The sequence below is a fragment of the Streptomyces cinereoruber genome, assembly GCF_009299385.1.
Classification (GTDB): domain Bacteria; phylum Actinomycetota; class Actinomycetes; order Streptomycetales; family Streptomycetaceae; genus Streptomyces; species Streptomyces bikiniensis.
Window position 1 is genome coordinate 6,198,284 of the sequence record NZ_CP023693.1, and the last position, 26,984, is coordinate 6,225,267.

Here is a 26,984-nt window from a genome sequence, read left to right on the forward strand (position 1 = left end):
GGGGTGTCCGCGGGGTACCCGCTCAGCCCCCGACGGAGGCCAGCACGAACCGCACCGGCGTCGGCAGGCGCAGCGGACCGTCCCCCCGCAGCCGGTCCAGCTCCGTGATCAGGCGCTTCCGCAGCTGCGCGCTCTCGTACGCCGGCAGGTGCCGCCAGAGCAGCCGCATGCCCTGGGTGTGCGACCAGTCCACCCACGTCGTGCCGTCCGCGGCCACCAACTGGACGTGCTCGTCGGTGATCTCGACGTCCTCGAAACCGGCCCGGAGCATCGTGCCGGTCAGCTCGTCCCCGTCCCCGAGCCAGCTGTTGAACCGGCGCTTCAGCGCCTCCGGCTGCCACTCCGCCGGCAGGTTGCGCAGCAGCCGCTCCGGGATCAGCTCGGTGAAGATCGGCGGCAGGAACGGGAAGGTGTCGTCCGTGAAGACGGGACTGGTGAAGGCGATCCGGCCGGCCGGGCGCAGCAGCGCCGCGTACCGCCCCAGCGCCTTCGGCGCGTCCGGCAGGAAGATCACGCTGTAGCTGCCCGTCACCGCGTCGAACGAGGCCGGCGGGAGATCGGGGTGCTCGCCGTCCATGACCCGCACCTCGACGTGGCGGGTGCCCAGCGCGGCCGCCCGCTCGCGGGCCGCCTCCACCATCGCGGGCGCGATGTCGATGCCGAGCACGTGCCCCGAGGGGCCGACCCGGTCGGCGGCCTCGAACAGGACCGCGCCGCGGCCGCAGCCGACGTCGAGGACCCGCTCGCCCGGGCGCGGGGCGATCCGCTCCACGAGCCGCCGCCCCATGGGCGTGAAGAACTCGACGCCCATCTGGTCGTAGGTGGCGGCGGCCTCGTTGAACGCCTCGGTCACCGTTGACTTGTACTTCGTCTCGTCCATGGGTCCTCTCCGGATGAGGTAGCCGACGCGACCACCTTCCCCACCGGTTCTGGAACGGGGGTCGACCCCCGCTCGGTGCCCGCTCGAATTCCGCTTCCCTTTCGGTCGACGAGCCCGGGAGCGGATTGTTGCGGACGTTCCGGGAAGCCAGGATGGGGCCACCGCCCCTTTTCCCGACGAGGAGGTCCGCCGTGACCGATCGCATCGACGTCGTGCGCCGCATGGTGAACGCGTACAACACCGGAGACGTCGGCGACGTGGCCGAATTCATTCACGCCGAGTATCTGAACCCCGGCGCCCTGGAGCACATGCCGACGCTCCGCGGGCCCGAGGCGTTCGGCCTCGCCGTCAAATGGCTCAAACTCACCTTCTCCGAGGAGGCGTTCCTGGAGGAGATCTCCTACGAGGAGAACGGCGACTGGGTCCGCGCCAAACTCGCCCTCTACGGCCGCCAGGTCGGCGAACTCGTCGGAATGCCGGCCACCGGCCGCCGCTTCTCCGGCGAGCAGATCCACCTCGTCCGGATCGTGGACGGCAAGATCCGCGACCACCGCGACTGGCCCGACTACCTCGGCACCTACCGCCAGCTCGGCGAGCCCTGGCCGACCGAGGAGGGCTGGCGGCCCTGACCCCGCCCGGTCTCCCCCGCGCGCCCCGCGCGCCCTCCGTACGCAGGGAAGGAACACGGTGAGCACCACGCCCTCCGCCGGCCCCGCCGGCCAGACCCGGGAGACCCCGGGCCCCGGCGGCACGGACCCGTCCGCGCCGCCGCCGGACCCCACCGACCAGGACCTGGACGTCCTGCTCAAGCAGCTCGGAAACCTGGTCACCCCGATGGCCGTCCGGGTCGCGGCCACCCTCCGGCTCGTCGACCACCTCCGGGACGGCGCCACCACCGTCGGCCCGCTGGCCGCCCGGACCGGAACCCACGCCCCGACCCTCGCCCGCCTCGTCCGCCACCTCGTCGTCACCGGCGTCCTGGAGGAAGACGACGAGGACGGCACGCTGCGGCCCACCCGGCTCGGCCTGCTCCTCGCCGACGACCACCCGGCCCGGCAGCGGGCCTGGCTCGACCTGGACGGGGCGATCGCCCGCGCCGACCTCGCCTTCGCCGGACTCCTCGACGCGGTCCGCACCGGCCGGCCCGCCTACCGGGACCGGTACGGACGCCCGTTCTGGGAGGACCTCTCCGCGGAGCCGGGGCTGGCCGACTCCTTCGACGCCCTGATGTCCTGCGACGAGGACCTCGCCTACGACGCCCCGGCCGCCGCCCTCGACTGGACCGCCACCCGGCACGTCCTCGACGTCGGCGGAGGCGACGGCGCGCTGCTCGCCGCCGTCGCGCGGACCGCTCCGGACGTCCGCGGCACCCTCGTCGAACTGCCGGGACCGGCCGCGCGGGCCCGCCGCCGGTTCGCCGGCACCGGGCTCGACGAACGGATCACCGTCGTCGACGGCAGCTTCTTCGACCCGCTGCCGGCCACCGCCGACACCGTCCTCCTCTCCTTCGTCCTCCTCAACTGGTCGGACGAGGACGCGCTCGCCGTGCTCCGCCGCTGCGCCGAGGCCCTGGAACCGGGCGGCCGGCTCGTCGTCCTGGACCGGGCCGACCGCCCCGACGACGGCGCCGACCGCTTCTTCTCGACCCTGCTCGACCTGCGGATGCTCGTCTTCATGGGCGGCCGGGTCCGCACCCGCGACGAGGTGGTCCGGCTCGCCGCCGACGCCGGGTTCGTCCTCGCCGCCGAGGGCGGCAGCGGCTCCCGCACCCTGCCCTTCGACTTCTCGATCCTCGAATTCGTCCACGCCCCCGCCCCGGCCCCCTCGGTCAAGGAGGAACACCACCATGCCTGAACGCCTCGTCCCCAGCGGCGACGTCGAACTGTGGAGCGACGACTTCGGCGACCCCGCCGACCCCGCGCTGCTGCTGGTCATGGGCGGCAACCTCTCCGCGTACGGCTGGCCCGACGAGTTCGCCCGGAGGCTCGCCGACGGCGGACTGCACGTCATCCGCTACGACCACCGGGACACCGGCCGTTCCACCACCCGCGACTTCGCCGCACACCCCTACGGCTTCGGCGAGCTGGCGGCCGACGCGGTCGCCGTGCTCGACGGCTGGGGAGTGGACCGGGCCCACGTCCTGGGGCTCTCCATGGGCGCCACGATCTGCCAGGTCATGGCCCTCGACCACCACGACCGGCTCCTCAGCCTGGCCCTGATGCTCGGCGGCGGCCTCGACATCGACTTCGACGACAACATCGAACGCGTCCTGCGCGGCGAACCCACCGCCGACGGACTGCCCGGCCCGCAGCCGCCGTTCCTGGAGGCCCTGGAGCTGATGTCCCGGCCCGCCGAGGGCCGGGCCGAGGAGATCGACAAGCGGGTCCGCAAGTGGCGGATCCTCAACGGCGACGCCGTCCCCTTCGACGACGCCGAGTACGCGCTGTGGGAGGAGCGGGCCGTCGACCACGCCGGCGGCGTCCTCACCGAGCCGTACGCGCACTACCAGCTCACCCTGCCGCCGCTCGCCCGGGCCGCCGAACTGTCCCGGGTCACCGTGCCCACCCTGGTCGTCCAGGCCGAGCGCGACCCCATCGCCCCGCCGCCGCACGGCAAGCACCTCGCCGGCCTCATCCCCTCCGCCCGGCTGGCCGAGATCCCCGGGATGGGCCACGCCCTGCCCTCCTCCGTCCACGAGCCGCTGGCCGAGGTCCTCCTCGCGCACGCCCGCGCCGCCCGGTGACCGGGCTGGGGCCGGCGGCGGAACCGGCGGGAGCGGGACACACCGTGTACGGAAGGAACCTGGCCCAGGTCTACGACCTGGTGCACAGGGAACGCGGCAAGGACTACCGCGTCGAGGCCGAAGCGGTGGCCGCCGCCGCCCGCCGGCACCGCCCCGACGCCTCCCGGCTGCTCGACGTCGCCTGCGGCACCGGCGGCCACCTGCGCCACTTCGCCGAGCTGTTCGACCACGTCGAGGGGCTGGAGCTGTCGGAGCCGATGGCCGACGTCGCCCGGGCGGCGCTGCCCGGCACGACGATCCACCCGGGCGACATGCGCGACTTCCGGCTCGGCACCGGGTTCTCGGTGATCACCTGCATGTTCGGCTCCATCGGCTACATGGAGTCGGACACCGAACTGCGCCTCGCACTGGGCACGTTCGCCCGCCACCTGGAGCCCGGCGGGGTGGTCGTCGTCGACCCCTGGTGGTTCGACGAGACCTTCCTCGACGGCCACGTCTCCGCCGACGTGGTCACCGTCGACGGCGTGACCGTCTCCCGCGTCTCGCACTCCGCGCGCCGGGGCCGCGCCTCCCACATGGACGTGCACGTCGTCGTCGCCGAACCCGGCGCCGGAGCCAGCCACTTCGTCGACCGGCACGTCATCTCCCTGTTCAGCCGCGAGGAGTACGAGGCCGCCTTCCGCGCGGCCGGCCTCCGGGTCGAGTACCTGCCCGGACAGCCCTCCGGACGGGGCCTGTTCGTCGGCGTACGGACATGAGAAGCGAACGACACGAGAGGAACGACATGAACGACCACGAGGTCGACGTCCTGGTGGTGGGCGCGGGCCTGGGCGGCCTGTCCACGGCGATGTTCCTCGCCCGGCAGGGCGTCCGGGTGCTGGTGGTGGAACGGAGGCCCGGGCTCTCGCCCTACCCCCGCGCCGCCGGGCAGAACCCGCGGACCATGGAGCTGCTGCGGATCGGCGGCGTCGCCGACGAGGTCGCCCGGGTCGACGACATCCGCGGCGAGCAGGGCGACTTCGTCATCCGGATCGGCCGGACCGTCCGCGGCGAACCCTTCCGCGTGGTGTCGGAGAGCTTCGACGACATGGTCGCCGCCACCGCCCCCTGCACCCCGGCCGGCTGGGCCATGCTCTCCCAGGACAAGCTGGAGCCGATCCTCCTCGACCAGACCGAACGGCACGGCGGCGCCGTCCGCTTCGCCACCCGGCTGACCTCCTTCCGGCAGGACGACGACGGCGTGACGGCCACCCTGGAGGGCCCCGACGGCGACTACGAGCTGCGGGCCCGCCACCTCGTCGCCGCCGACGGCAACCGCAGCGCCGTCCGCGAGTCCCTCGGCATCGGACGGTACGGGCACGGCACCCTCGCCCTCATGGTCGGCGTCATCTTCGAAGCGGACCCGACCGGCCTGCTGGAGACCGGAACCACCGGCTGGTACTACCTCCACCACCCCGAGTTCACCGGCACCTTCGGACCCACCGACCGCCCCGGCCGCTTCACCCTCTTCGTCGAGTACGACCCGGAGAAGGGAGAGGGCCCCGACGACTTCACCCCGGAGCGGTGCACCCGGCTCATCCGGCTCGCCCTGGAGGCGCCCGACCTGGAGCCGGAGATCATCGACATCCAGGGCTGGGAGATGGCCGCCCGGATCGCCGAACGGTGGCGCGACGGACGGGTCTTCCTCGTCGGCGACGCCGCCAAGGTCACCCCGCCCACCGGCGGCATGAGCGGCAACGCGGCCGTCGCCGACGGCTTCGACCTCGCCTGGAAGCTCGGCGCCGTGCTGAACGGCCAGGCGGGCCCCGGCCTCCTCGACACCTACGAGCCGGAACGGCGCACCGCCGCCGAACTCGTCGTCGCCGAGGCGCTCGCCCTCTACGCCGAGCGGATGGCCCCGCACATGGCCGACGTGTGGGACCGGTCGGTGGGCTACGCCGAGACCCTCCTCGGCTTCCGGTACCGCTCCACCGCCGTCCTCGCCGAGGACGACGACCCGGCCCGGGTGGAGGACCCGCTGGAACCGACCGGCCGCCCCGGCTTCCGCGGCCCGCACGTCCCGGTCCTCCGGAACGGCGAACCCGTCTCCACCGTCGAGCTCTTCGGCGACGGCTGGACCCTGATCGCGGGCGAGTCCGGGGACACCTGGGCACCGGCCGCCGAACGGGCCGCGGACGAACTCGGCGCGCCCGTCAGGGTGTTCAGGCTCGGGACCGACCTCGCCGACCCGGAGGACCGGGTGCCCGCGCGGTACGGCATCGGCAAGTCCGGCGCCAGCCTCGTCCGCCCCGACGGCATCGTGGCCTGGCGCACCGACGAGGCCCCCGCCGACGCCACCGCCGTCCTCGGGGACGTCCTGCGGAGCGTCCTCGGCCGGTGACGACGCACACGGCGGCCCGGGGCGGGAGGACACCCGCACCGGACCGTGGGGGAAGGGGCCGGCGGGCCGTCACACCCGCCGGCCCGCCGTTCTCAGCGCGCGCCGGACCTCCCGGCCGGCAGCCGGGACGCGGACGCCGGCACGCCGGCCGTCCGCGCGACCTGACGCACCCGCTCCACGAGCAGCGCCTGCCGCAGCGTCGCCGTCTCCTCACCGGCCGGCCGGGCCCCGCCGAGCGCGGCCCGTACGAACGCGTCCATGGCGTTGAAGACCTGGTCGTCCTCCGGCAGCGCCCGCTCCGTCACCACGTCCTGCTGCTCGACGCGCACCACCGGCCGCAGTTGCTCCGGCGGAGTGAACGCCCGCCGCACGCTCAACCGCCCCCGGTCGCCCCAGAGCGCGTACATCGACCGGTAGGAGTGCTCGAAGCCGAAGTCCAGCTGCGCCGTCACCCCCCGCTCGTCGCAGAGCAGCGCACTGCCCGCCACGTCCACCCCGGTCGCCTCGTCGACCCGCAGGAACGCGCCGAGCACCTCCAGCTCCCCGGTCAGGTGCAGCTGGGCCGCCCGCAGCGGATACACCCCCACGTCCAGCAGCGCCCCGCCGCCCAGCTCCGGGCGGTAGCGGAAGGAGCCGGGCGCCAGCGGAGGCACCGCGAACGTCCCCGTGAACTGGCGGAGCCCGCCCACGGCCCCGTCCAGCATCGCCCGTACCGCGGCGTGCTGCGAATGGTGCAGGAACATGAAGTTCTCGGCCAGCACCAGACCGAGCCGCGACGCCACCGTCAGCAGCTCCAGGGTCTTCTCGTACGCGTCCGACATCGGCTTCTCGACCAGGACGTGCTTCCCCGACCGCAGGGCCCGCATCGCCCACTCGTGGTGCATGCCGGGCGGCAGCGGGATGTAGACGGCGTCCAGGTCCTCGCGCTCGAGCAGCGCCTCGTACCCCCCGACGCCCTCGCAGCCGAAGCGGGCCCCGACCCGCGCGGCCCTGGCCCCGTCCCGGCTGGCCACCGCGACGAGGTCGACCCGGTCGTGCGCGGCGAGAACGGGCATGATCCGGCGGATCGCGATGTTCGCGGTCCCGATCACGCCCATTCTGAGCGCCCGTTGCTGACGGTGCTCTGGCATAGCGATCCTCATCACCTCGCGGGAGTCCAACGGGCTCTCCACCGTAGGGCCGGACGATCAAACGCCACTTGAGGAACGCTGGACCCGCGCACGGCCCGGACCCCCTGGAACCGGCTTCGAGCGTTCTTCTAATCCCGCCCCGTACGTTCCCCGGTAATCGGATGACGGAGGTGGCTCGGTGACAGCGGCGACCAGTGCGCTGGGGCGCGAACTGCAGCTCGTACACGCGGCACAGTGGCTCTACTCGGTGAACGGCGAACCGTTCGTCCCCGGCGACGGGGACCCGTACGCCGGCCTGGTGCGCGGTTTCGCGGAGGACACCGCGCCGCTCCACGCGGCCCTCGCGGAGCGCGGGCCGCTGTGGCGCAGCAGGCTCGGCCCCTGGGTCGCCGGCCCGGCGGCCCTGTCCGGGCGCCGGCCCGACCTGGCGGTCACCCCGGCCGTCCCCCAGGCCGAACCCTGGCTGCCCGCGCCGGAGCGGCAGCGGAGCGCCGCGGCCCGCGCACTCGCCCACCGGGGCGGCCGGGGCGCCGTCCGCGCCGCCGCCCCGGAACTGCGGCGGCTGACCGCCGAGGCGGTCGCCGGCCTCGCCCCCGGACCGGCCGACCTGATCACCGCCGTCGCGGCCCCGCTCGCCGCCACCGGCTACGCCGCCCTGCTCGGCGTGGCCGCGGACCGGCACGCGCGGTTCGCCGCCGCCGTGGCGGACACCGCGCCCGCCGTGGACGCCCTGCTCTGTCCGCAGAGCCTCGCGGCCACCGAGCGGGCCGGCGCCGGGATCCGCGCCCTGCGCGAACTCCTCGCCCCCTCGGAGCACGCCGAGGCCGGACTCGTCCTCGCCGTCGCCGGCACCCGGGCCGCCACCGACCTCCTCGGCGAGACGCTGCGGCACCTCCTCGACCGGCCCGACGCGTGGTCCCGGCTGCGCACCGACCCCGGCCACGCCGCCGAGGCCGTCCGCGCCGCCACGCCCGCGCACGGGCCCTGGCACCTCCACCCGCTGACCGCCCTCGCCCCGCTGGAAGCCGCCGGCGTCCGCGTCGAGGCCGGCGAGCAGGTCACCTTCGTGCCCGGGCCCGGCGGCACGGCGCCCGCCCCCTGGACCGGGCCGCTGGTCCCGGCCGCCCGCGCCGTCGCCGAGGAGGCGCTCCGCCTGCTCGCCGCCCGCTTCCCCCGCATCGGGCCCGACGGCGCGCCGGTCCGCGCGCGCCGGGCCCCCGTCACCCGCCGCCTGGTCCGGCTGCCCGCGCTGCTCGGCGAGGAGGAGACCCGATGAAGGTCCTGTTCACGTCCCTGGCCCACCACACCCACTACTACCCCCTGGTGCCGCTCGCCTGGGCCCTGCGCACCGCCGGCCACGAGGTCCGGATCGCCAGCCAGCCCGAGCTGACCGACGTCATCACCGGCACCGGCCTCACCGCCGTCCCGGTCGAGTGGTCGCTCGGACCGGTCGAGGAGATGGGCCTGCTCGGCACCCTCCACGACGAGGCGTCCGCCCACGTCCAGGGCTTCGACTTCGCCGCCCGCGGCGACCGCCCCTGGACCTGGGAGCAGCTCCTCGCCCTGGAGAACGTCATGGTGCCGACCCTGTACGGCGCCCTCAACAACGACGTGATGGTCGACTCGCTGGTCGCCTTCGCCCGCTCCTGGCAGCCCGACCTCGTCGTCTGGGAGACCTTCACCCTCGCCGGCGCCCTCGCCGCCCGCGCCACCGGGGCCGCCCACTGCCGGCTCGTCTCCGGCCCGGACATCAGCGTCCGCGCCCGCCAGGAGTTCCTGCGCCTCGCCGCCGAGCAGGAGCCCGAGCACCGCGAGGACCCCACCGCCGAGTGGCTGGAGCGGACCCTCGCGCGGATCGGCTCCCCGCACGGCTACACCGAGACCATGGTCACCGGCGAGTGGACGGTGAACACCACCCCGCCCAGCACCCAGCTCGACCTGGGCCTGCCCACCGTCCAGGTCCGGCACGTCGCCTACAACGGCCCCGCCGTCGTCCCCGACTGGCTGCGCGCCGCCCCGGAGCGCCCCCGCGTCTGCGTGACGCTCGGCTCCTCCGCCGCCGACACCGGCGTCGACATGCTCAAGCTCCTCGGCGCCCTCGCCGAACTCGACGCCGAGATCGTCGCCACCGTCGACGAGGAGACCGCGGCGGCGGCGGACCTCCCGGACAACGTCCGGCTCGTCGACTTCGTCCCGCTCAACGACCTGCTGCCCACCTGCGCCGCCGTCGTCCACCACGGCGGGGTCGGCACGAAGGCGACCGCGGAACTCCACGCCGTCCCGCAGCTGATCCTCGCCTTCGGCTGGGACACCGAGGTCATGGGCCGGGGTCTGGAGGAGATCGGCGCGGGCATCTGCCTGCCCAGCGCCGAACTGCTCCCGGAAGCGGTCCGCACCCAGGTCGGCCGCCTCCTCCTGGAGCCGGCGTACGCGGAAGGCGCCCGCCGGCTCCAGGAGGAGCTGCGCGCCGTGCCCAGCCCCAACGAGATCGTCCCCATCATCGAGCGGCTGGTCGCCGAACACCGCGCCGACTCCGGACCGGCGTCCCGCGACACCCACGCCGCCCACCACGCCTGAGGCGGAGATGCCAGAGATGTCGGATACCAAGGCGCAGGTCCTGAACCTGGCACGCACCTTCCACAAGGAACAGGAGGGCGGCGCCTTCGAAGCCGGGGTCACCCCGATCCTGCCCGCCGGCGCGGTCCTCGACGAGGAGGACCGGATCGCGCTCGTCGAGGCGGCGCTGGAGCTGCGCATCGCCGCCGGCGTGCGCACCCGGAAGTTCGAGAGCGCGTTCGCCCGCTACTTCCGGCGCCGCAAGGCCCACATGGTCAACTCCGGCTCGTCGGCGAACCTGCTGGCGGTCGCGGCACTGACCTCGCCCAAACTGAAGGACGTGCGGCTGCGCCCCGGCGACGAGGCCGTCACCGTCGGGGCGGGCTTCCCCACCACCATCAACCCGATCGTCCAGAACGGACTGAAGCCGGTCTTCGTCGACATCGAACTGGGCACGTACAACGCCTCGTTCGAACAGATCGAGGCGGCGATCACCCCGCGCACCCGGCTCATCATGATCGCCCACGCGCTGGGCAACCCGTTCCCCGTCGCCGAGGTCGCCGAACTCGCCGCCCGGCACGGCATCTTCCTCGTCGAGGACAACTGCGACGCGGTCGGCTCCACCTACCAGGGACGGCTCACCGGCACCTTCGGCGACCTGTCGACGGTCAGCTTCTACCCCGCCCACCACATCACCGCCGGCGAAGGCGGCTGCGTCCTCACCTCCAGCCTCGAACTCGCCAGGATCGTCGAGTCGATGCGGGACTGGGGCCGGGACTGCTGGTGCGAACCCGGCACCGACAACACCTGCCTCAAGCGGTTCGACTACCGGCTCGGCACCCTGCCGGCCGGCTACGACCACAAGTACATCTTCTCCCACCTGGGCTACAACCTGAAGGCGACCGACCTCCAAGGGGCCCTGGCGCTCAGCCAGATGCGCCACATCGACGACTTCGGCGCGGCCCGCCGGCGCAACTGGCAGCGGCTCCACGACGGCCTGGCCGACGTGCCCGGACTGCTGCTGCCCCGGGCCACCCCGGGCAGCGACCCGAGCTGGTTCGGCTTCGTCCTCACCGTGCTGCCCGACGCCGGCTTCACCCGCCGCGAACTCGTCGACTTCCTGGAGTCGCGCCGGATCGGCACCCGGCGGCTCTTCGCCGGCAACATCACCCGCCACCCCGCCTACGAGGGCGTGGACCACCGGACCGTCGGCGAGCTGACCAACTGCGACACCGTCACCGAGGACACCTTCTGGGTCGGCGTCCACCCGGCGCTCACCACCGAGATGATCGATTACGTCATCGAGTCCGTCACCGAGTTCTGCACGCGAAGGGGCTGATCACGCCATGACCGAACGTACCGGCAGGACCGCCGTCGTCACCGGCGCCACCAGCGGCATCGGCCTCGCCGTCGCCCGGCACCTGGCCGCCGGCGGCCACCGCGTCTTCCTCTGCGCCCGGGACGCCGACCGCGTCGCGCTCACCGTGAAGGAGCTGCGCGCCGAGGGCCACGAGGCCGACGGCGCCGTCTGCGACGTGCGCGACGCCGCCTCGATCGAGCGGCTGGTCGGGGCGGCCGTGGCGCGCTACGGACCGGTCGGCATCCTGGTCAACAACGCCGGCCGCAGCGGCGGCGGCGAGACGCACGCGCTCACCGACGAGCTGTGGGACGACGTCATGGCCACCAACCTCGACAGCGTCTTCCGGTTCACCCGGGCCGTGCTCACCACCGGCGGGATGCGGGAGGGCGACTGGGGCCGGATCGTCAACATCGCCTCCACCGGCGGCAAGCAGGGCGTCGTCCTCGGCGCCCCCTACTCCGCCTCCAAGCACGGCGTCGTCGGCTTCACCAAGGCGCTCGGCCTGGAGCTGGCCAAGACCGGGATCACCGTCAACGCGGTCTGCCCCGGATACGTCGAGACCCCGATGGCGTCCCGGGTCCGCCAGGGGTACGCCGCCGCCTGGGAGACCACCGAGGACGACGTCCTCACCCGCTTCCGGGCGAAGATCCCGCTCGGCCGCTACACCACCCCCGACGAGGTGGCGGGGATGGTCGGCTACCTGCTGACCGACGCGGCCGCCCCCGTCACCGCGCAGGCGATCAACGTCTGCGGCGGCCTCGGCAACTACTGAGGAGAGTCATGTCCGACGAGAACCCGCAGACGGCCGCCGCCCCCACCGTGCACGAGACCGTCCACGAGATCGAGGTGGACGCCCCGGCCGGGACGGTCTACGAGCTGGTCGCCGACGCCGCCCGCTGGCCCGTCCACTTCCCGCCCAACCTGCACGTCGAGGTCCTGGAGGGCGGCGGGGGGAAGGACGGCGTGGAACGCCTGCGCATCTGGGCGACCGCCAACGGAGCCGTCAAGAACTGGACATCGCGCCGCGAACTCGACAGCTCGGCGCTGACGGTGACGTTCCGTCAGGAGCGCTCGCAGGCGCCGGTGGCGAGCATGGGCGGCGCCTGGCACCTCGAACCACTGGGGGAGCGGCGCACCCGGGTGCGCTTCGTCCACACCTTCACCGCGGTCGGCGACGACCCCGAGAACGTGGCCTGGATCCGCCGCGCCGTCGACACCAACACGGAATCCGAACTCCGGGCGCTGCGCGCCGCCGCCGAGACGGCCTCCGACGACCTCGTCCTCACCTTCGACGACACGGTACGGATCGACGGATCGGCCAAGGACGCCTACGAGTTCGTCCGCGCCGCCGACCGGTGGACCGAACGGCTGCCGCACGTCACCAGGGTCTCGCTCACCGAGGAGGTCCCCGGCGAGCAGGTGCTGGAGATGGACACCCGCACCGCCGACGGCTCCGTCCACACCACCCGGTCCGTGCGGATCTGCTTCCCGGCCGAGCGGATCGTCTACAAGCAGACCCACACCCCCGCCCTCATGGACGCCCACACCGGCGAGTGGATCTTCGAGGAGGACGGCGACGGCTGCGTGGTCACCTCCCGGCACACCGTGCGGATCGCCCCCGGCGCGGTGCGGGACGTCCTCGGCCCGGACGCCGACGTCGCCCGCGCCCGGGAGTTCGTCCGCGAGGCCCTCGGCCGCAACAGCCGGGCCACCCTCGGCCACGCGGCGGCCCACGCCGGCGGGCTGCGCGCCGCCGGGCCCGTCGGCCACGACGTGTACGTCTCCGTGCAGCGGTTCTACGCCGAGCAGATGCGGCACCTCGACGAGGGCCGCGCGGAGGAGTGGGCCGCCACCTTCACCGAGGACGGCGTCTTCGCCCAGAACTCCGGCGCGGAGCCGGTCCGGGGCCGTGCGGCCATCGCCGCCGCCGTGCGCGCCGGCCGGGCGCGGCTCGCCGCGGACCCGCAGCGGCGCAGGCACGTCTTCGGCATGCTCACCGTGGACCCGGCGGCCGACGGAGCGGTCCGCGCCCGCTCGTACGCGCAGGTCCTGGCGACCCCGCCGGGCGGCCCGACCGTACTGCACCTGAGCGCCGTCTGCGAGGACGAGCTGGTCCCCGTCGACGGCGGCTGGGCGGTCAGGCACCGCCGGGTCGACCACGACGGCGTCTGACCCCCGGACGGGAGCGAGGACGGGGACGGGGCCGTGCCGCGGACACGCGGCACGGCCCCGAACCGTTCCCCGGGAGGCGGGGAGGTCAGACCGCCGGGACGAGGCCGTCCAGATACAGCCGCAGGTGCTCCGCCGTGTGCGAGTGCGGGGCCTTCAGGAGCTCGGCGGGCGGGCCGGTGAAGACGATCTCGCCGCCGGTGTTGCCGCCTTCGGGACCGAGGTCGATCACCCAGTCCGCCTGGGCGATGACGGCGAGGTCGTGCTCGATGACGACGACCGTGTTGCCCCGGTCCACGATCCGGTTGAGCAGGCCGAGCAGCATGTCGATGTCCGACAGGTGCAGGCCGGTGGTCGGCTCGTCCAGGATGTAGACGGTGCCCGAGCCGGAGAGCCGGTCGGCGAGCTTGAGCCGCTGGCGCTCGCCGCCGGAGAGGGTCGCGAGCGACTGCCCGAGGCCGAGGTAGCCGATGCCGGTCTCCATCAGGGCGCCGACCCGGGTGCGCAGCGGGCCCGACGGGAAGAACGAGACGGCCTCCTCCGCCGACATCTCCAGCACGTCGGCGATGTTCTTGCCGCGCACGTGGTGGCGGAGGACCGCCTCCTTGAAGCGGCGCCCCCCGCAGCTCTCGCAGTGGGTGGTGACCGGGTCCATGTAGGCGACCTCGGTGATGAGGACGCCGCGGCCCTCGCACTCCTCGCAGGCGCCCTTGGAGTTGAAGCTGAAGAGGCTTGCGTCCTCGCCGCTCGCCTTGGCGAAGAGCTTCCGGATCGGGTCCATCAGCTTGAGGTAGCTGGCCGGGGTGGAGCGGGAGGAGCGCGGGATGGACGACTGGTCGACGAAGACCGCGTTCGGGTACTGCTCGCGGAAGGCGTGGGCGATGAGGGAGCTCTTGCCGGCGCCCGCGACACCGGTGACGGCGGTGAGGACGCCGGCCGGGATCTCGGTGGAGACGTTCTTCAGGTTGTGCACGGTGGCGTCGCGGATCGGCAGGGTCCGGCCGAAGGGGCGCGGGGTCTCCTTGAGGCCGCCGGGACGCCGCAGCCCCTGCCCGGTGAGCGTGTCGGCCTCCCGCAGTTCGGCGTGGCTCCCCTCGAAGACGACCGTGCCGCCGTGCACGCCGGCCTTCGGGCCGATCTCGACGATGTGGTCGGCGACGGCCATCACGTCGGGGTCGTGCTCGACGACGAGGACGGTGTTGCCCTTGTCGCGCAGGGCCCGGATCAGTTCGTTGAGCCGGCTGACGTCGCGCGGGTGCAGCCCGACGCTGGGCTCGTCGAAGATGTAGGTGAGGCCGGTGAGTTCGCTGCCGAGGTGGTTGACGAGCTTGAGCCGCTGGCCCTCGCCGCCGGAGAGGCTGGAGGTGGAGCGGTCGAGGGTGAGGTAGCCCAGGCCGATCGACTCGATCTGCTCCAGCGTCTCGCGGATGGTGGCGACGAGCGGGGTGTCCAGGCGCTCCTGGAGCGCGGCGACGACGCCGATGAGGTCGCTGACCTGCATCTGGGTCCAGTCGGCGATGTTCCGGCCGTCGATCCGGGTGGCCAGGGCCTTCTGGTTGAGGCGGGCGCCCTCGCAGGCGGGGCAGCGGCCCTCGGTGAAGAACTCGGCCGCCGCGTCGCGGGCCGCCTTGCTCATGCCGGCCGAGTCGCGCTTGAGGTGGCGGCGGACGAAGCTGTCGACCAGCCCTTCGTACTTGAGGGCCAGGACGTTGCCGTTGGGGTAGGTGATCTCGACGGTGCCGCCGCTGCCGTGGAGGAGGGTGTGCAGCTCCTCCTCGGTGTAGTCGGCGATCTTCTTGTCGGCGTCGAGGTGCTCGTAGCGGGCGTAGAACTGCCAGCTGGTGCTGCCGACGGTGTGTCCGGGGAGCCGGATGGCGCCCTCCGCGATCGACCGCGAGCGGTCGATCATCAGCTCGGGGTTGGGGCGGCGGGCGCGGCCGAGCCCCTCGCACTCGGGGCACATGCCCTTGGGGTCGTTGAAGGAGTACAGCCAGGTCTGGCCGAGGCCGTCGTTGCCGTGGTTGGCGAAGAGGACGCGCATCACGGTGTAGACGTCGGTGACGGTGCCGACGGTCGAGCGGGCGTTGCCGCCGAGGGGGCGCTGGTCGACGACGACCGGGGTGGTGATCTTCGTGACGGCGTCGACGTGCGGACGTTCGAACTTGGGGAGGTCGTGCCGGATGTTCCAGGGGAAGGTGGCGTTGAGCTGGCGCTGGGCCTCCACGGCGACGGTGTCGAAGACCAGGGAGGACTTACCGGATCCGGAGACGCCGACGAAGACCGTGATCCGGTTCTTGGGGATGACGAGCGAGACGTTCTTGAGGTTGTTCTCCCGGGCACCGACGACCCGGATGCCCTCGTCCGGTGCGGTGGGTGGCGTCTGGTTCACGAATGGTCCTCTCTGCGGCGTGTGGCGTGGCGTCGCGGGACGGACGCCGTGCGGTACGGGCGTTGTGCGGTGCGGTACGGCGTCGGCCCTCCGGACTCAGCGCAGCTGGGCGCGGACGGCCTCCAGCAGGGCGGGGTCTGCGGGGTCGACCGTGGGCGCGAAGCGGCCCACGGGGCGGCCGGCGGCGGAGACGAGGAACTTCTCGAAGTTCCAGCGCACGTCGCCGGTGTGGCCCTCCGGGTCGGCGAGCGGTGTGAGGGCCGTGTAGAGCGGGTGCCGGCCCGCCCCGTTGACCTCGATCTTCTCCGTGTGGGGGAAGGTGATCCCGCGTACGGAGCAGTGGGCGGTGATCTCCTCGGCGGTGCCCGGCTCCTGTGCGCCGAACTGGTTGCAGGGCACGCCGACGACGACGAGGCCGTCCGCCCGGTGCTCGTGCGCGAGCGCCTCCAGGGCGGGGTACTGCCCGGCGGCGAGCGCGCACCCGGAGGCGACGTTGACGACGAGCAGGGGGCTGTCCCGGTGGCGGGCGAGGAGGTCGGGGGTTCCGTCGAGTCCGGTGACGGGGATGTCGAAGAGGGTCATGTCCGCACGCTAGGCCGGGTCGGTCAGGGGCCGGTCGACTCCGCCTCGGGGGGCTCTCGGCGCCCGCTCGACGGAGCGGTCCTCCCGGGCCCCGTCCGGGGCCCGGGAGGCGGGTGGGTGCGGACCCGTCCGGGGGTCGCGGGTCCGCACCCGGTCGGGGTCCGTTACCGGCTCAGGGCGCGGTACTTGCGGACGGCGAGGGGGAAGAACACCAGGAAGATCAGGAGCGGCCAGACGAACGACATGAGCATGGCGTTCTCGGCGATCCAGGAGGTGCCCCCGACGCCCGGGTTGCCGAAGAGTTCACGGGTGGCGTGGGCGGTGGAGGAGAGCGGGTTCCATTCGGCGATCGTGCCGAGCCAGCCCGGCATCATCTCCGGGGAGGCGAAGGTGTTGGCGACGATGCCGAGCGGGAACAGCAGCGTGTAGACGGCGGAGGCCGCCTCCGGGGAGCTGATGACGAGGCCGAGGTAGATGCCGACCCAGAGCAGTGCGAACCGGAGCAGGAGGAGCAGGGCGAAGCCGCCGAGCGCGGGGGCGAAGCCGTCGTGCCAGCCCCAGCCGGCGATGGCGCCGCACCCCATGAGGATGACGAGGACCACGGTGCTGTACAGCATGTTCACGATGGACTGGCCGAGGACGACCGATCCGGCGGACATGGGCATGGAGCGGAAGCGGTCCGTCACGCCCTTGGAGGCGTCGGCGGTGACGCCGGCCATGGTCTCGCCGATGCCGAAGGCCATCGACATGACGAACATGCCGGGCATCAGGTACTCCATGTAGTCCCCGCCGCCCTCGACCTGCATCCCGCTGCCGAAGATCCCGCCGAAGAGCAGGACCATCAGGATCGGGAAGGCGAGTCCGGCGAGGATCTGGGTGGGGTTGCGGGCCCAGTGGGAGAGCCCGCGGAGGGTGAGCGTCCAGGCGTCGGCGAGGACCCAGCCCAGTTTGGCGACGGGGTTGGTCGGCACCTCGGGGGCGATGATCGCGGTCATGAGGGGATGACCTCCTTGTCGCGCTGCTCGGCGGAGACGGCGGATCCGTTGCCCGTCAGGCTGAGGAAGACCTCGTCGAGGGTCGGGCGGCGCAGGGCGATGTCCTCCGCCTCGATGCCGTTCTCCTCGAGGGCGCGGGCGACCGAGGTGAGGGCGGCGACCCGGTTCTCGACGACGGCGCCGACGCGGCGGTTGTCCGTGTCCACGTCGGGGGCGGAGCCGACGAGGGAGCCGATGATCCGGCCGGCGGCGTCGAGCTCGTGGGGCCTGCGGAGCACGACCTCGATGCGGTCGCCGCCCAGCATGTTCTTGAGCTGGTCGGGGGTGCCGGTCTGGACGACCCGGCCGCCGTCGATCAGGGAGATCATGTCGGCGAGCTGGTCGGCCTCTTCGAGGTACTGCGTGGTGAGCAGCACGGTGCGTCCGTCGGCGACGAGCCCGCGGACGGACTCCCAGACGTCGTTGCGTCCCCGGGGGTCGAGTCCGGTGGTGGGCTCGTCGAGGAAGAGGACGCCGGGGGCGAGGATGAGGCTGGCGGCGAGGTCGAGGCGCCGCCGCATGCCTCCGGAGTACTGCTTGGCCGGCTTGTTCCCGGCCTCGGTGAGGCCGAAGCGCTCCAGCAGCTCGTCGGCGCGGAGCTGCGCGTTGCGCTTGCCGATGTGGTAGAGGCGGCCGAACATCACCAGGTTCTGACGGCCGCTCAGGTCCTCGTCGACGGCGGCGTGCTGGCCCAGGAGGCCGATCCGCTGCCGGACCTGGGCGGCCTGGGTGGAGACGTCGTAGCCGGCGACGCGGGCCGTTCCCCCGTCCGCCCTCAGCAGGGTGGACAGGACGCGGACCGCCGTCGTCTTGCCGGCGCCGTTGGGGCCGAGCAGCCCGTAGACCACCCCGCGCGGTACCTCGAGATCGAACCCGGAGAGGGCCTCCTTGTCGCCGTATTTCTTCCTCAGAGCCTCGGTCTGGATCGCCAGGTCGGCGTCAGCCATGCCCACCCCTTCTTTCAGGCGTTTGCCCTTGGGTGCTCAAATTTGGGTACCCCGCGAGCATAGGGGAGGGCGCTCGGGATATTCAAGTTTTAGCAAGGGTGGGCCGGGGCGGCTCCGGCGGGCTCCCAATGGTCGCGGTGGGAGGCGTACCAGGCCACCGTCGAGGCCAGTTCGGCCTCGAACGACCTGCGGGGCGCGTACCCCAGCTCGCGCCGGATCTTGGCGTCGTCCACCGCGTACCGGAAGTCGTGGCCCTTGCGGTCCTCGACCCGCTCCACCAGGTCCCAGCCCCGCCCGCACAGGTCCAGCAGCCGGGCGGTCATCTCACGGTTGCTGAGCGTGGTGCCGCCGCCCACGTTGTAGACCTCCCCGGGCCGGCCCCGGTCCAGCACCAGCAGCACCGCCCGGCAGTGGTCGTCGACGTGCAGCCACTCCCGGAGGTTCGACCCGTCCCCGTACAGCGGCACCGGCAGCCCGTCGAGGAGCCGGGTGACGAAGCGCGGGATCAGCTTCTCCGGGTGCTGCCCGGGACCGTAGTTGTTGGCGCACCGGGTGATCCGCACGTCGAGCCCGTGGGTACGGGCGTACGCGCGGGCGAAGAGGTCCGCGGCCGCCTTCGACGCCGCGTACGGCGAGTTGGGGAGCAGCGGCTCCTCCTCGCTCCAGCGCCCCTCCGCGATCGACCCGTACACCTCGTCCGTGGAGACCTGGACGAAGGTCCGGACGCCGTGCCGCAGCGCGGCGTCCAGCAGCGCCTGGGTGCCGAGCACATTGGTGCGGACGAACGCCTCGGCACCCTCCACCGAGCGGTCCACGTGCGACTCCGCGGCGAAGTGCACCACGGCGTCGTGCCCCGGCACCACCTCGTCCAGCAGGGCCGTGTCGCAGACGTCGCCGCGGACGAAGGCCAGCCGCGGATGCCCGAGGGGCAGGTTGTTCAGGGTGCCCGCGTAGGTGAGCCGGTCCAGCGCGGTCACCCGGTCGCCCTCGTGCCCCGGCCGGGCGCCGTCCAGCAGCGTGCGTGCGAAGTGCGAGCCGATGAAGCCGGCCGCGCCGGTCACCAGGATGTTCACGCCTGTTCCCTCCTTGTCGTACGGCGGGCGGACGGGAGCGCCGGCCCCGTCCGCCCGTCCGCCGCGTGGTCCGTCAGAGCCCGGCGGTCGCCGGACGGTGCCGTGCCGTCAGCTTCTCGAGGGCCGGCACCACCTCGTTCGGGGCCGGCGCCGTCAGCATCGACCGGCGCAGCCGCCCCGCCCCGTCCCGGAACGACGGCTCGTCCAGCACCCGGACCAGCTTGTCGCGGAGCACGTCCACGGTCAGCCCCTCCGAGTGCAGGTGCAGGCCGGCGCCCAGGTCCTCCAGACGCTGCGCCCGGTAGATGGCGTCCCACATCCAGCCGAGCGCCACCTGCGGCACGCCGTAGGCGGCGGCCGTCGCCCAGGTGCCCGCGCCGCCGTGGTGGACGATCGCCGAGCAGGTCGGCAGCAGCGCCAGCATGGCGACGTGGTCCACCACCCTGATGTTGTCCGGAACCTTCGAGACCCCGGCCAGCTCGGTTTCGCTCAGGGTGGCGACCACCTCCACGTCCAGGTCGCCGACCGAGGCCAGCACCTCGTCGAGGTCGATGGCGTTCGGGAACTCCGTGTCCCGGATCGTCAGCCCCAGGGTGAGACAGACCCGGCGCCGCTCCGGCGGCCCGTGCAGCCACTCCGGGACGACGGCCGGACCGGGGCCGTTGTACGGGACGTACCGCATGGGCAGCAGGGGCAGGCCCAGCTCCATCCGCACCCCGGCGGGCATCTGGTCGACGGACCACTGCCCGGTGACGACGTCGGGGTCGAAGGCGGCCCCGTGCCGGTCGAGGGTGTACGCGAGCCACTCCTCCATCGGGTCGTCGCGCAGCTCCGGCGGCAGCTCCGCCTGGCGGCGGCGCAGCTCCAGATGGGTGCGGGCGAACAGGTCGGGGAAGGCCAGCAGCCGGGCGTGCGCCGCCCCCGACGCCTTCGCCGCGACGGCCCCCGCGAAGGTGAACGGCTCCCACAGGACCAGGTCGGGACGCCAGAACCGGGCGAACTCCACCAGCCCGTCGATCATCGACTCGTTGTTGATCTGCGGGTAGAAGGTCGACGTCAGGATCGCGTTGGACGCCCGCAGGTAGTCGGTGCTCAACCGCTCGGGCCGGTTCTCCAGGTAGTCCCGGTCCAGGTGGTGCAGGAGCATGCCGTGCCCGACGGAGCGGATGACGTCGTCCATGCGGTGGTCCTCGCCCACCGGCACGGCGGTCAGCCCGGCCCGGGTGATCGACTCGACCGCACCGGGCTGGCTGGCGACCCGCACCTCGTGGCCGGCGGTGCGCAGCGCCCACGCCAGCGGCACGATCCCGTTGAGATGCGCGTCCTGGGCGAACGCGGTCAGCAGCACGCGCACCGCGCGCCTCCTTCCGTGGTGGGCGACGGGCGGCTCATGCGAGGGGGAAGCGCAGCACGCCGCGCAGGACGGCGGAACGGGAACGGCGCAGCACCTCGGCGCCGATCCGCAGGGCCGGCCGCTGCTCGGCGAGGACGCGGACGGCCGCCTCGGTCTGGATCCGCACCAGGTCGGCGGTGACGGCGTCGGCCGGCCCCCCGGTACGGGTCAGCGAGAGGTCCCCGGGCCGCTCCGGGTCGAAGGCGTCGGGGTCCGGGAAGACCTCCGGGTCGCGGTTGGCCGCGTCGACCAGGACGACGACCCGCCAGCCCTCCTCGACGGTCCGCCCGTCGAGCTCGACGGCCTCGCGGGCGATCCGGCTCTCGAAGCGGAGCGGCGGCGCGAGCCGCAGCGCCTCCCGGACGGCCCCGGCCGCGCGGGACGGGTCACGGGTCAGGCGCTCCCACTCCCCGGGACGGGCCAGCAGGACCTCCACCGCGTTGCAGACGGCGGTCGCGGTGGCCTCGACGCCGACGACGACGGCGAGCACGCCGATCGAGACGGCGTCCTCGGGGGACGCCCCGGGAAGCCCGGCGAGACCGGTGGCCAGGCCGGAGGAGACCAGGGAGCCCAGCTCCTCGGAGAGCGCGGTCTCGGCCTCCAGGAAGGCGCGGGCGGCGGGGAGCTGCTGCGGGCAGTGACCGGCGTCGAAGGCGGTGGCCAGTCCGGCGTGCAGCCCGGCGAGCCGCTCCCGGCCGCCGTCCGGCAGCCCGAGCAGCCCGGCGACCACGGTGAGCGCGGCGGGGACGGCGACGTCCCGGTACAGGTCGAAGCGGGCACCGGCCTCCGCGAGCGCCTCCCGGTAGGCGCGCTCCACGTCGGCGGCCCGGTCGGCCAGCGCGTCCGCGCCGAGGAGCGGGGCGGCGATCGACGCCAGCCGCTCGTAGGCGGCGGGTTCCAGGTTGAGGCGGGCGTCGTCGACGGGGACGACGTGGCAGAGCAGCGGATCGTCCCAGACGTCGACGCCCGGGTGGTGCTGCGGCCCCTCCTCCGCGTGGCGCGCGGAGAAGCGGGGATCGCCGAGGATCCGCGCGCCCAGCGCGTGGCTCGCGGTGACCCACGCGCCCGCCGCGCTCTCGTGCAGGCCCTGCTCGCGGGCGCGCTCGCCGTGGCTGAGCGGGTCGTCGTCGCCGGCGCGGAGGATCAGGGCGAAGGGGTCGCCCTGGGCGCCGAAGATGAACTGGACGCCCCGGATGGTCAGCAGGTGGCGGCCCAGCTCGCTGTTGGTCTGCTCGGTCAGCATGACACCGTCCTCGGAAGGGACCCTCGGGTCCGGTATGGGCAGGTCTGGTACGTGCGGCGCAGGCCCTGGACGTCCTGCGGTCCATGAGCCGTCCCGGTACGGAACGGCGTTCGCGCCGAGACGGCGGGAAGGTCGCTTCCGACGCTAACCACGCCACCTCCAGGGGCACTCGACTCGGGCTACACCCCCGCGGGCCCCTCCGCCCGCCCGGGCCGGAGCCGTCCGGCCGCGGCGCGCACGGCGGCGAGATCGGCCCCGGGCGGCCCGGCCGAGGCCGGCAGCAGCGGGACGGCGGCGGACCGCCCGGAGCGGACGGCCGGGTGGCGGCGGGCCAGCTGGGACAGGCCCTGCCCGGGCCCGGCCTCGACGAGGACCAGGTCCCGGCCGTCGAGGAGGGCGTCGAGGGCGGGCCGGAAGAGGACCGGGTCGAGGGGCTGCCGGGACCAGAACCCGGGCTCCTTCGCCTCGGCGGGGGTCAGGTAGCGGCCGGTGTAGCCGGACATGACGGGGATGGCGGGGTCGCCGACCGGCAGGGTGGCTATGCGGTCGTCGGCGCCCGCCATGGCCGGGGCGAGCACCGGGCTGTGGAAGGCGGTGGAGGCGGCCACCGGCCGCACCACGAAGCCGGCGGCCCGCAGGTCCCCGGTGACGGCGCGCAGCGGTCCGGCGGGTCCGGCGAGGACGGTCTGACGCGTCGCGTTGAGGGCCGCGACCACGACCTCGTCGCCGAGCAGCGGGGCGATCTCCTCCGGGGCGGCGGCGACCGCGATCATGCCGCCGGGCGGGGCGTCCGCGAGCCGGGTGACGCGGTCGTGGACGAGGGCGGCGGCGTCCCGCAGGGTGAAGACCCCGGCGAGGACGGCGGCGGCGACCTCGCCGATGCTGTGGCCGAGCAGGGCGACGGGGCGGACGCCCCAGTCGAGGACGAGCCGGCCGAGGGCGTAGTCGACGGCGAAGAGCAGCGGCTGGGAGCGGGTGACGTGGTCGACGACCGCGCTGTCCGTGCTGCCGAGCCAGTCCTCGCGCAGCCCGGGCGTCCGGCGGCCGAGCGGACCGGGGGCGGCGAGCGCGGCGAGGGCCTCCTCCACGGCGTCGGTGAAGACGGGCTCGACGCCGTGGAGTCCGGCCGCCATGCGGACGTGCTGGGAGCCCTGGCCGGGCAGCAGCAGGGCGACGGGACGGGCGTCCGGGAGGCCGGCGGGTGGCGCCGTGCGGTCGGTCATCGGTCCCTCCGGTCGGGTCGGGTGAGGATCTCGACGACGGCGCAGGACCAGCTGAAGCCGGCTCCGACGCCGAAGAGGAGACAGGTGTCGCCGGGGCCGAGAGAGCCTTCGGAGACGAGGTGGTCGAGTCCGGCGAAGGGGTCGCCCGCGCCCAGGTGCCCGACGGTGCGGCTCCAGGACCAGGTGGTGCGGTCGGGGTCGATGCCGAACTTGGCGAGGTAGGCGACCTGGAGCCGGCGGTGGCCGAGATGGGGCAGGACGAAGCGGTCGACGTCGCCGAGCCCGAGCCCGGCCTCGGCGAGCGCCTGCTTGACCACCGTCTCCTGGCCCGCGGAGACCCGGGCGACGGCCGGGGAGGTGCCGTAACGGGCGAGGAAGTCCCGCTTGTGCGCCTCCAGGTCGACGACCGGCCGGTGGCCGAGCGGAGCGGCCGCGAAGGGGTCGTCGCCGCGGTGCATGCCCTCCAGGTCGGGGGCGGAGACGGTGGCGACGGAGCGGACCCGGGCGAAGCCGGAGCGCCGGGAGACGACGAGGGCGGTGCCGCCGTCGGCGTAGAAGGTGCCCGGATCGCTGCGCCAGCGGTCGAAGCCGGGCGGGCAGAAGCGGTCGCCGGTGGTGAGCAGGGCGCCGGACCGGCCGGGGTCGGCGGCGAGGTAGGCCCAGGCCAGGTCGAGGGCGGCCATGCCGCCGTTGGAGACCTGGCGGACCTCCATCGCCGGGCAGTGGTTCCCGACGGAGTGGTGCTGGACGTACGAGGCGGGGGCCCAGATGTCGAAGCCCTGGTGGTAGAAGCTGGCGTGCAGCACCAGGTCGATGTCGGCGGGGCCGGCGCAGGCCCGGGCGAGCGCGGTGCGCGCGGCCCGGACGGCCATCTCGGGCCCTGCGTCGCCCGCGGAGACGGTGACCGACTCCATCCGGGTGGCGCGGGCGACGGCCGGATCGCAGCGGCCGTCGGCGACGGCGTCGGCCACCCGCTCGGCGGGCGGCAGCCAGACGCCGGTGCCCCGGACGTACAGCTCTCCCGTGTTCACGCGGCGGCTCCGGCGGGGACGGCGGGGCCCGCGGAGCGGACGACCAGGGCGCTGTTGAAACCGTGGTGGCCACGGGCGAGGACCAGGGCGGCGGTGCCGGTGACGGGGCGCGGCCGGTCCCGGACCAGGTCGAGGCCGTACGCGTCGGGCACCCGGTCGACGCCGGGGGTCGGCGGGGCGAGCCCGTCGCGCAGGGCGAGCAGGGCGGTGGCGACGTCGAGCGGTCCGGCGCCGGAGTAGAGGCGGCCGGTGCCCGTCTTGGGCACGGTGACGGGGACGCCGCGGGGGCCGAACACCTCGGTGAGCACGGCGGCCTCGGCGGCGTCCGGTTCGGGCAGCCCGGCGCCGTCGGCGAGGACGAGCGCGATCTCCCCGGGGTCCGTGCCGGCGTCGGCGAGGGCCTGTTCGACGGCGCGCCGCAGGGTCGGCGGACGGCCGGACCCGGGGCGGGGGTCGAAGGTGGAACCGAAGCCGGCGATCTCGCCGTACGGGCGGCGGCCGCGTTCCCGCGCGTGCTCGGCGCTCTCCAGGACGAGCATGGCGCCGCCCTCGCCGGGCAGGTGCCCGTCGGCGCGCCCGTCGAAGGGGCGGTACGCCCCGGGGCTGAGCCGGCCGCCGGCGAGCTGGGCGGCCATGCCGTACGGACAGAGCGAGCAGTCCAGGCCGCCGGCGAGCATGAGCCGGGTGCCGGAGCGGACCTGGCGGCGGGCGTGGGCGACCGCGTCGAGGCCGCCGGCCTGTTCGCCGACGTAGACGCCGGTGGGGCCGCTCAGCCCGTGCCGGATGGAGATCTGGCCGGTGTTGACGGCGTAGAACCAGGCGAAGGACATGTACGCGCTGACCTTCTTGGGGGACTCCCCCCACAGGTGCTGGAGTTCGCGCTGTCCGAAGCCGAAGCCGCCGGAGGCGCCGGCGGTGACGACGCCCCGGTCCAGCGGGGGGATGGCGTCCAGGTCGACGGCCGCGTCGGCGACGGCCCAGTCGGCGGCGGCGAGGGCGAACTGGGTCATGCGGTCGGTCTGCGGGACGAGCCGGCCGGGCAGGTGGTCGGCCGGGTCGAAGCCGGTGACCTCGCCGGCGTGCCGGGTGGGGTAGCGGTCGGGGTCGAAGGCGCGGATGCGGCGGATGCCGGACTCGCCGCGGAGGGTCGCCGCCCAGTAGCGATCGAGTCCCAGGCCGGTGGGGGCGACGACGCCCATGCCGGTGACGACGACGCTCATGCGGTGCTCCCCTCGGGGCGGCGCAGGACCATGGCGCTCTGGAAGCCGCCGAAGCCGCTGCCCACCGTGAGCGCGGTGTCCATGCGGGTCTCCCGGGCGTGCAGCGGCACGTAGTCCAGGTCGAGTTCGGGGTCCTGGTCGTGGAGGTTGGCGGTGGGCGGGATGACGCCGTGGGCGAGGGCGAGCGCGGTGGCGGCGATCTCGATGGAGCCGATGGCGCCCAGGGAGTGTCCGATCATCGACTTGATGGAGCTGACCGGGACGCGGGCGGCGTGGCTGCCGAGGGCGCGCTTGAGGGCGGCGGTCTCGTGCACGTCGTTCTGCTTGGTGGCGGTGCCGTGGGCGTTGACGTAGCCGAGGGCGTCGGCGGGGAGCCGGGCCTCGGCGAGGGCGTCGGTGACGGCGGCGGCCAGTTCCCGTCCGTCGGGGCGGAGCCCGGTCATGTGGTAGGCGTTGCCGTGGGAGGCGTAGCCGGCGATCTCGGCGTGGACGCGGGCGCCCCGTCGGCGGGCGGCGCCCAGCTCCTCCAGGACGAGGACGGCGGCGCCCTCGCCGAGGACGAAGCCGTTGCGGGTCCGGTCGAAGGGGCGGAGCGCGGTCGCCGGGTCGTCGTTGCGGGGCGAGGTGGCGCGGATGGCGTCGAAGCAGGCGACGGTGATCGGGGAGATCGGAGCGTCGGTCGCGCCGGCGATCATCACGTCGGCGGCGCCCTCGCGGATGAGGGCGGCGGCGTGCCCGACCGAGTCGAGGCCGGAGGTGCATCCCGCGGAGACGACGGTGCAGGGGCCTTCGGCGCCGACCGTCCAGGCGAGTTCGGCCGCCATGGAGCTGGGCACGAAGTGGTCGTAGAGGCGGCTGCCGGCGGCGGTGTGGTCGACCAGCCACTCCTGGCCGCCGCCGCTGAGGGCGAGGTACTCCTGCTCCAGCTTCTGGGTGCAGCCGACGGCGCTGCCGAGGCTGACGCCGGTGCGGTGCGCCCGGTCGGGGTCGACGGCGAGACCGCTGTCGGCGACCGCCTCGCGCAGCGCGGCGAGGGCGAACAAGGCGGCGCGGTCGAGCTGTTCGACGTCCTCGCCGACGAGACCGTGCTCGACCGGGTCGAAGTCGCACTCGGCCGCGATCCGGGAGCGGAAGGGGGCCGGGTCGAAGAGGCTGATGGCCCGGGTGGCGGTGCGGCCGGCGGTGACGGTGTCCCAGAACTGCTTGGTCCCGATGCCGCCGGGGGCGATCACACCGATGCCGGTGATGGCGACGCGCCGGGTCATCGGGGCTCCGCGGTGACGCTGCGGCGTTCGACGTAGAGGTTCGAGCTGCTGGTGCTGACCGCCCGCAGGGCCTGGGCGTGCGGGGCGAACCCGGCGTCGGTGACGGCGGCGCGGAAGGCGGCCGGGTCGCTCCAGCGGGCGATGTTGACGTACCGGTCGGGCTCGTCCACGTGGCGGACCAGGGTGTAGCCGAGGAAGCCGGGCCGGTCCTCCAGGAACCGGGCGGTGCGGGCGAAGATCTCCTCGAACATCTCGGGGCTGGTGCGGAGGGTGAAGCTGTTGACGAACGTGGCCGGGCCGCTCGTGGTGGGGCCGGGCTGCTCAGCTGACATGGCGGCGGTCTCCTCATCGTCCGGGAGTCCGGCG

24 protein-coding genes are annotated in these 26,984 nt (G+C 74.0%); 10 read left to right on the top strand and 14 right to left on the bottom strand.

Going from position 1 to position 26,984, the window contains the following annotated elements:
- Positions 1-22: 22 nt before the first annotated feature.
- On the bottom strand, positions 23-880 hold the full coding sequence (locus CP977_RS27945; RefSeq protein WP_062751489.1) for a class I SAM-dependent methyltransferase: 858 nt from the start codon (positions 878-880) through the stop codon (positions 23-25).
- A gap of 191 nt (positions 881-1,071) precedes the next feature.
- On the opposite strand from CP977_RS27945, the gene CP977_RS27950 reads away from it, so the two are divergent.
- Genes CP977_RS27950 through rdmE form a run of 5 tightly spaced genes read left to right on the top strand, consistent with a single transcriptional unit; the run spans position 1,072 to position 6,003 of the window.
- The gene (locus tag CP977_RS27950) at positions 1,072-1,509 is read left to right on the top strand and encodes an ester cyclase (protein ID WP_104860362.1); all 438 of its coding nucleotides are present in this window, start codon (positions 1,072-1,074) and stop codon (positions 1,507-1,509) included.
- A 58-nt stretch (positions 1,510-1,567) separates the two neighbouring features.
- Positions 1,568-2,734, top strand: coding sequence for a methyltransferase (locus CP977_RS27955; protein ID WP_079130957.1), 1,167 nt, complete (start codon positions 1,568-1,570; stop codon positions 2,732-2,734).
- A complete protein-coding gene (gene rdmC / locus CP977_RS27960) occupies positions 2,727-3,623 on the top strand; it encodes an anthracycline biosynthesis tailoring methylesterase RdmC (RefSeq protein WP_152371014.1) in 897 nt (298 codons plus the stop codon). The genes CP977_RS27955 and rdmC overlap by 8 nt, the downstream gene beginning before the upstream one ends.
- Positions 3,624-3,667: 44 nt before the next feature.
- Positions 3,668-4,381, top strand: a complete 714-nt coding sequence (locus CP977_RS27965) for a class I SAM-dependent methyltransferase (RefSeq protein WP_062751487.1) — start codon at positions 3,668-3,670, stop codon at positions 4,379-4,381.
- Between the two features lie 26 nt (positions 4,382-4,407).
- Positions 4,408-6,003, top strand: a complete 1,596-nt coding sequence (gene rdmE, locus CP977_RS27970; protein WP_062751486.1) for an aklavinone 12-hydroxylase RdmE — start codon at positions 4,408-4,410, stop codon at positions 6,001-6,003.
- Between the two features lie 92 nt (positions 6,004-6,095).
- Here rdmE and CP977_RS27975 read toward each other — a convergent pair whose 3' ends face one another.
- Complete coding sequence (locus tag CP977_RS27975) at positions 6,096-7,100, bottom strand: Gfo/Idh/MocA family protein (protein WP_062751485.1); 1,005 nt, start codon at positions 7,098-7,100, stop codon at positions 6,096-6,098.
- A gap of 211 nt (positions 7,101-7,311) precedes the next feature.
- Between CP977_RS27975 and CP977_RS27980 the strand changes: the two genes are divergently transcribed.
- The 5 genes from CP977_RS27980 to CP977_RS28000 are packed head-to-tail and all read left to right on the top strand — an operon-like array spanning position 7,312 to position 13,221.
- A complete protein-coding gene (locus CP977_RS27980) occupies positions 7,312-8,409 on the top strand; it encodes a cytochrome P450 family protein (RefSeq protein ID WP_152371015.1) in 1,098 nt (365 codons plus the stop codon).
- Positions 8,406-9,710, top strand: a complete 1,305-nt coding sequence (locus CP977_RS27985; RefSeq protein ID WP_062751483.1) for an activator-dependent family glycosyltransferase — start codon at positions 8,406-8,408, stop codon at positions 9,708-9,710. The genes CP977_RS27980 and CP977_RS27985 overlap by 4 nt, the downstream gene beginning before the upstream one ends.
- A 16-nt stretch (positions 9,711-9,726) precedes the next feature.
- Positions 9,727-11,028 (top strand): lipopolysaccharide biosynthesis protein RfbH, encoded by a 1,302-nt coding sequence (rfbH, locus tag CP977_RS27990; RefSeq protein WP_062751482.1) that lies wholly within the window; start codon positions 9,727-9,729, stop codon positions 11,026-11,028.
- A 7-nt stretch (positions 11,029-11,035) separates the two neighbouring features.
- A complete protein-coding gene (locus CP977_RS27995) occupies positions 11,036-11,821 on the top strand; it encodes an SDR family NAD(P)-dependent oxidoreductase (protein ID WP_062751481.1) in 786 nt (261 codons plus the stop codon).
- Between the two features lie 8 nt (positions 11,822-11,829).
- Positions 11,830-13,221, top strand: a complete 1,392-nt coding sequence (locus CP977_RS28000; protein ID WP_062751480.1) for a nuclear transport factor 2 family protein — start codon at positions 11,830-11,832, stop codon at positions 13,219-13,221.
- Positions 13,222-13,306: 85 nt separating this feature from the next.
- Here CP977_RS28000 and CP977_RS28005 read toward each other — a convergent pair whose 3' ends face one another.
- From CP977_RS28005 to CP977_RS28060, 12 genes are all read right to left on the bottom strand, one after another.
- Positions 13,307-15,607 carry an ATP-binding cassette domain-containing protein gene (locus tag CP977_RS28005; RefSeq protein ID WP_062751479.1) on the bottom strand — a complete coding sequence of 767 codons (2,301 nt, stop codon included), beginning with the start codon at positions 15,605-15,607 and terminating at the stop codon, positions 13,307-13,309.
- A 96-nt stretch (positions 15,608-15,703) separates the two neighbouring features.
- Positions 15,704-16,189: a glutathione peroxidase gene (locus tag CP977_RS28010; protein ID WP_062751478.1), complete on the bottom strand. Its 486-nt coding sequence runs from the start codon at positions 16,187-16,189 to the stop codon at positions 15,704-15,706.
- Positions 16,190-16,353: 164 nt separating this feature from the next.
- The gene (locus CP977_RS28015) at positions 16,354-17,184 is read right to left on the bottom strand and encodes an ABC transporter permease (protein WP_062751477.1); all 831 of its coding nucleotides are present in this window, start codon (positions 17,182-17,184) and stop codon (positions 16,354-16,356) included.
- Complete coding sequence (locus CP977_RS28020) at positions 17,181-18,170, bottom strand: ATP-binding cassette domain-containing protein (RefSeq protein ID WP_062751476.1); 990 nt, start codon at positions 18,168-18,170, stop codon at positions 17,181-17,183. The genes CP977_RS28015 and CP977_RS28020 overlap by 4 nt, the downstream gene beginning before the upstream one ends.
- Positions 18,171-18,259: 89 nt before the next feature.
- Positions 18,260-19,243, bottom strand: coding sequence for a dTDP-glucose 4,6-dehydratase (gene rfbB, locus CP977_RS28025; RefSeq protein ID WP_062751475.1), 984 nt, complete (start codon positions 19,241-19,243; stop codon positions 18,260-18,262).
- A gap of 73 nt (positions 19,244-19,316) precedes the next feature.
- Positions 19,317-20,597: an activator-dependent family glycosyltransferase gene (locus CP977_RS28030; protein ID WP_062751474.1), complete on the bottom strand. Its 1,281-nt coding sequence runs from the start codon at positions 20,595-20,597 to the stop codon at positions 19,317-19,319.
- A gap of 34 nt (positions 20,598-20,631) precedes the next feature.
- Complete coding sequence (locus tag CP977_RS28035; protein ID WP_152371016.1) at positions 20,632-21,879, bottom strand: cytochrome P450 family protein; 1,248 nt, start codon at positions 21,877-21,879, stop codon at positions 20,632-20,634.
- A 179-nt stretch (positions 21,880-22,058) separates the two neighbouring features.
- Positions 22,059-23,102 carry an acyltransferase domain-containing protein gene (locus tag CP977_RS28040; protein WP_062751472.1) on the bottom strand — a complete coding sequence of 348 codons (1,044 nt, stop codon included), beginning with the start codon at positions 23,100-23,102 and terminating at the stop codon, positions 22,059-22,061.
- Positions 23,099-24,133 carry a ketoacyl-ACP synthase III family protein gene (locus tag CP977_RS28045; RefSeq protein WP_062751471.1) on the bottom strand — a complete coding sequence of 345 codons (1,035 nt, stop codon included), beginning with the start codon at positions 24,131-24,133 and terminating at the stop codon, positions 23,099-23,101. Before CP977_RS28045 ends, CP977_RS28040 begins: the two co-directional genes overlap by 4 nt.
- A complete protein-coding gene (locus tag CP977_RS28050) occupies positions 24,130-25,353 on the bottom strand; it encodes a ketosynthase chain-length factor (protein WP_062751470.1) in 1,224 nt (407 codons plus the stop codon). The genes CP977_RS28045 and CP977_RS28050 overlap by 4 nt, the downstream gene beginning before the upstream one ends.
- Positions 25,350-26,618, bottom strand: coding sequence for a beta-ketoacyl-[acyl-carrier-protein] synthase family protein (locus tag CP977_RS28055; protein WP_062751469.1), 1,269 nt, complete (start codon positions 26,616-26,618; stop codon positions 25,350-25,352). Before CP977_RS28055 ends, CP977_RS28050 begins: the two co-directional genes overlap by 4 nt.
- Positions 26,615-26,950, bottom strand: coding sequence for an antibiotic biosynthesis monooxygenase family protein (locus CP977_RS28060; protein WP_062751468.1), 336 nt, complete (start codon positions 26,948-26,950; stop codon positions 26,615-26,617). The genes CP977_RS28055 and CP977_RS28060 overlap by 4 nt, the downstream gene beginning before the upstream one ends.
- Positions 26,951-26,984: the final 34 nt, after the last annotated feature.

What these genes read in the sequence shown, in the direction of transcription:
- CP977_RS27945 (WP_062751489.1), bottom strand. Translation starts at nt 880, where the DNA reads ATGGACGAGACGAAGTACAAGTCAACGGTGACCGAGGCGTTCAACGAG.
- rdmC (WP_152371014.1), top strand. Translation starts at nt 2,727, where the DNA reads ATGCCTGAACGCCTCGTCCCCAGCGGCGACGTCGAACTGTGGAGCGAC.
- rdmE (WP_062751486.1), top strand. Translation starts at nt 4,408, where the DNA reads ATGAACGACCACGAGGTCGACGTCCTGGTGGTGGGCGCGGGCCTGGGC.
- CP977_RS27975 (WP_062751485.1), bottom strand. Translation starts at nt 7,100, where the DNA reads ATGGGCGTGATCGGGACCGCGAACATCGCGATCCGCCGGATCATGCCC.
- CP977_RS27985 (WP_062751483.1), top strand. Translation starts at nt 8,406, where the DNA reads ATGAAGGTCCTGTTCACGTCCCTGGCCCACCACACCCACTACTACCCC.
- rfbH (WP_062751482.1), top strand. Translation starts at nt 9,727, where the DNA reads ATGTCGGATACCAAGGCGCAGGTCCTGAACCTGGCACGCACCTTCCAC.
- CP977_RS27995 (WP_062751481.1), top strand. Translation starts at nt 11,036, where the DNA reads ATGACCGAACGTACCGGCAGGACCGCCGTCGTCACCGGCGCCACCAGC.
- CP977_RS28000 (WP_062751480.1), top strand. Translation starts at nt 11,830, where the DNA reads ATGTCCGACGAGAACCCGCAGACGGCCGCCGCCCCCACCGTGCACGAG.
- CP977_RS28010 (WP_062751478.1), bottom strand. Translation starts at nt 16,189, where the DNA reads ATGACCCTCTTCGACATCCCCGTCACCGGACTCGACGGAACCCCCGAC.
- CP977_RS28015 (WP_062751477.1), bottom strand. Translation starts at nt 17,184, where the DNA reads ATGACCGCGATCATCGCCCCCGAGGTGCCGACCAACCCCGTCGCCAAA.
- CP977_RS28020 (WP_062751476.1), bottom strand. Translation starts at nt 18,170, where the DNA reads ATGGCTGACGCCGACCTGGCGATCCAGACCGAGGCTCTGAGGAAGAAA.
- CP977_RS28035 (WP_152371016.1), bottom strand. Translation starts at nt 21,879, where the DNA reads ATGCTGACCGAGCAGACCAACAGCGAGCTGGGCCGCCACCTGCTGACC.
- CP977_RS28040 (WP_062751472.1), bottom strand. Translation starts at nt 23,102, where the DNA reads ATGACCGACCGCACGGCGCCACCCGCCGGCCTCCCGGACGCCCGTCCC.
- CP977_RS28050 (WP_062751470.1), bottom strand. Translation starts at nt 25,353, where the DNA reads ATGAGCGTCGTCGTCACCGGCATGGGCGTCGTCGCCCCCACCGGCCTG.
- CP977_RS28055 (WP_062751469.1), bottom strand. Translation starts at nt 26,618, where the DNA reads ATGACCCGGCGCGTCGCCATCACCGGCATCGGTGTGATCGCCCCCGGC.
- CP977_RS28060 (WP_062751468.1), bottom strand. Translation starts at nt 26,950, where the DNA reads ATGTCAGCTGAGCAGCCCGGCCCCACCACGAGCGGCCCGGCCACGTTC.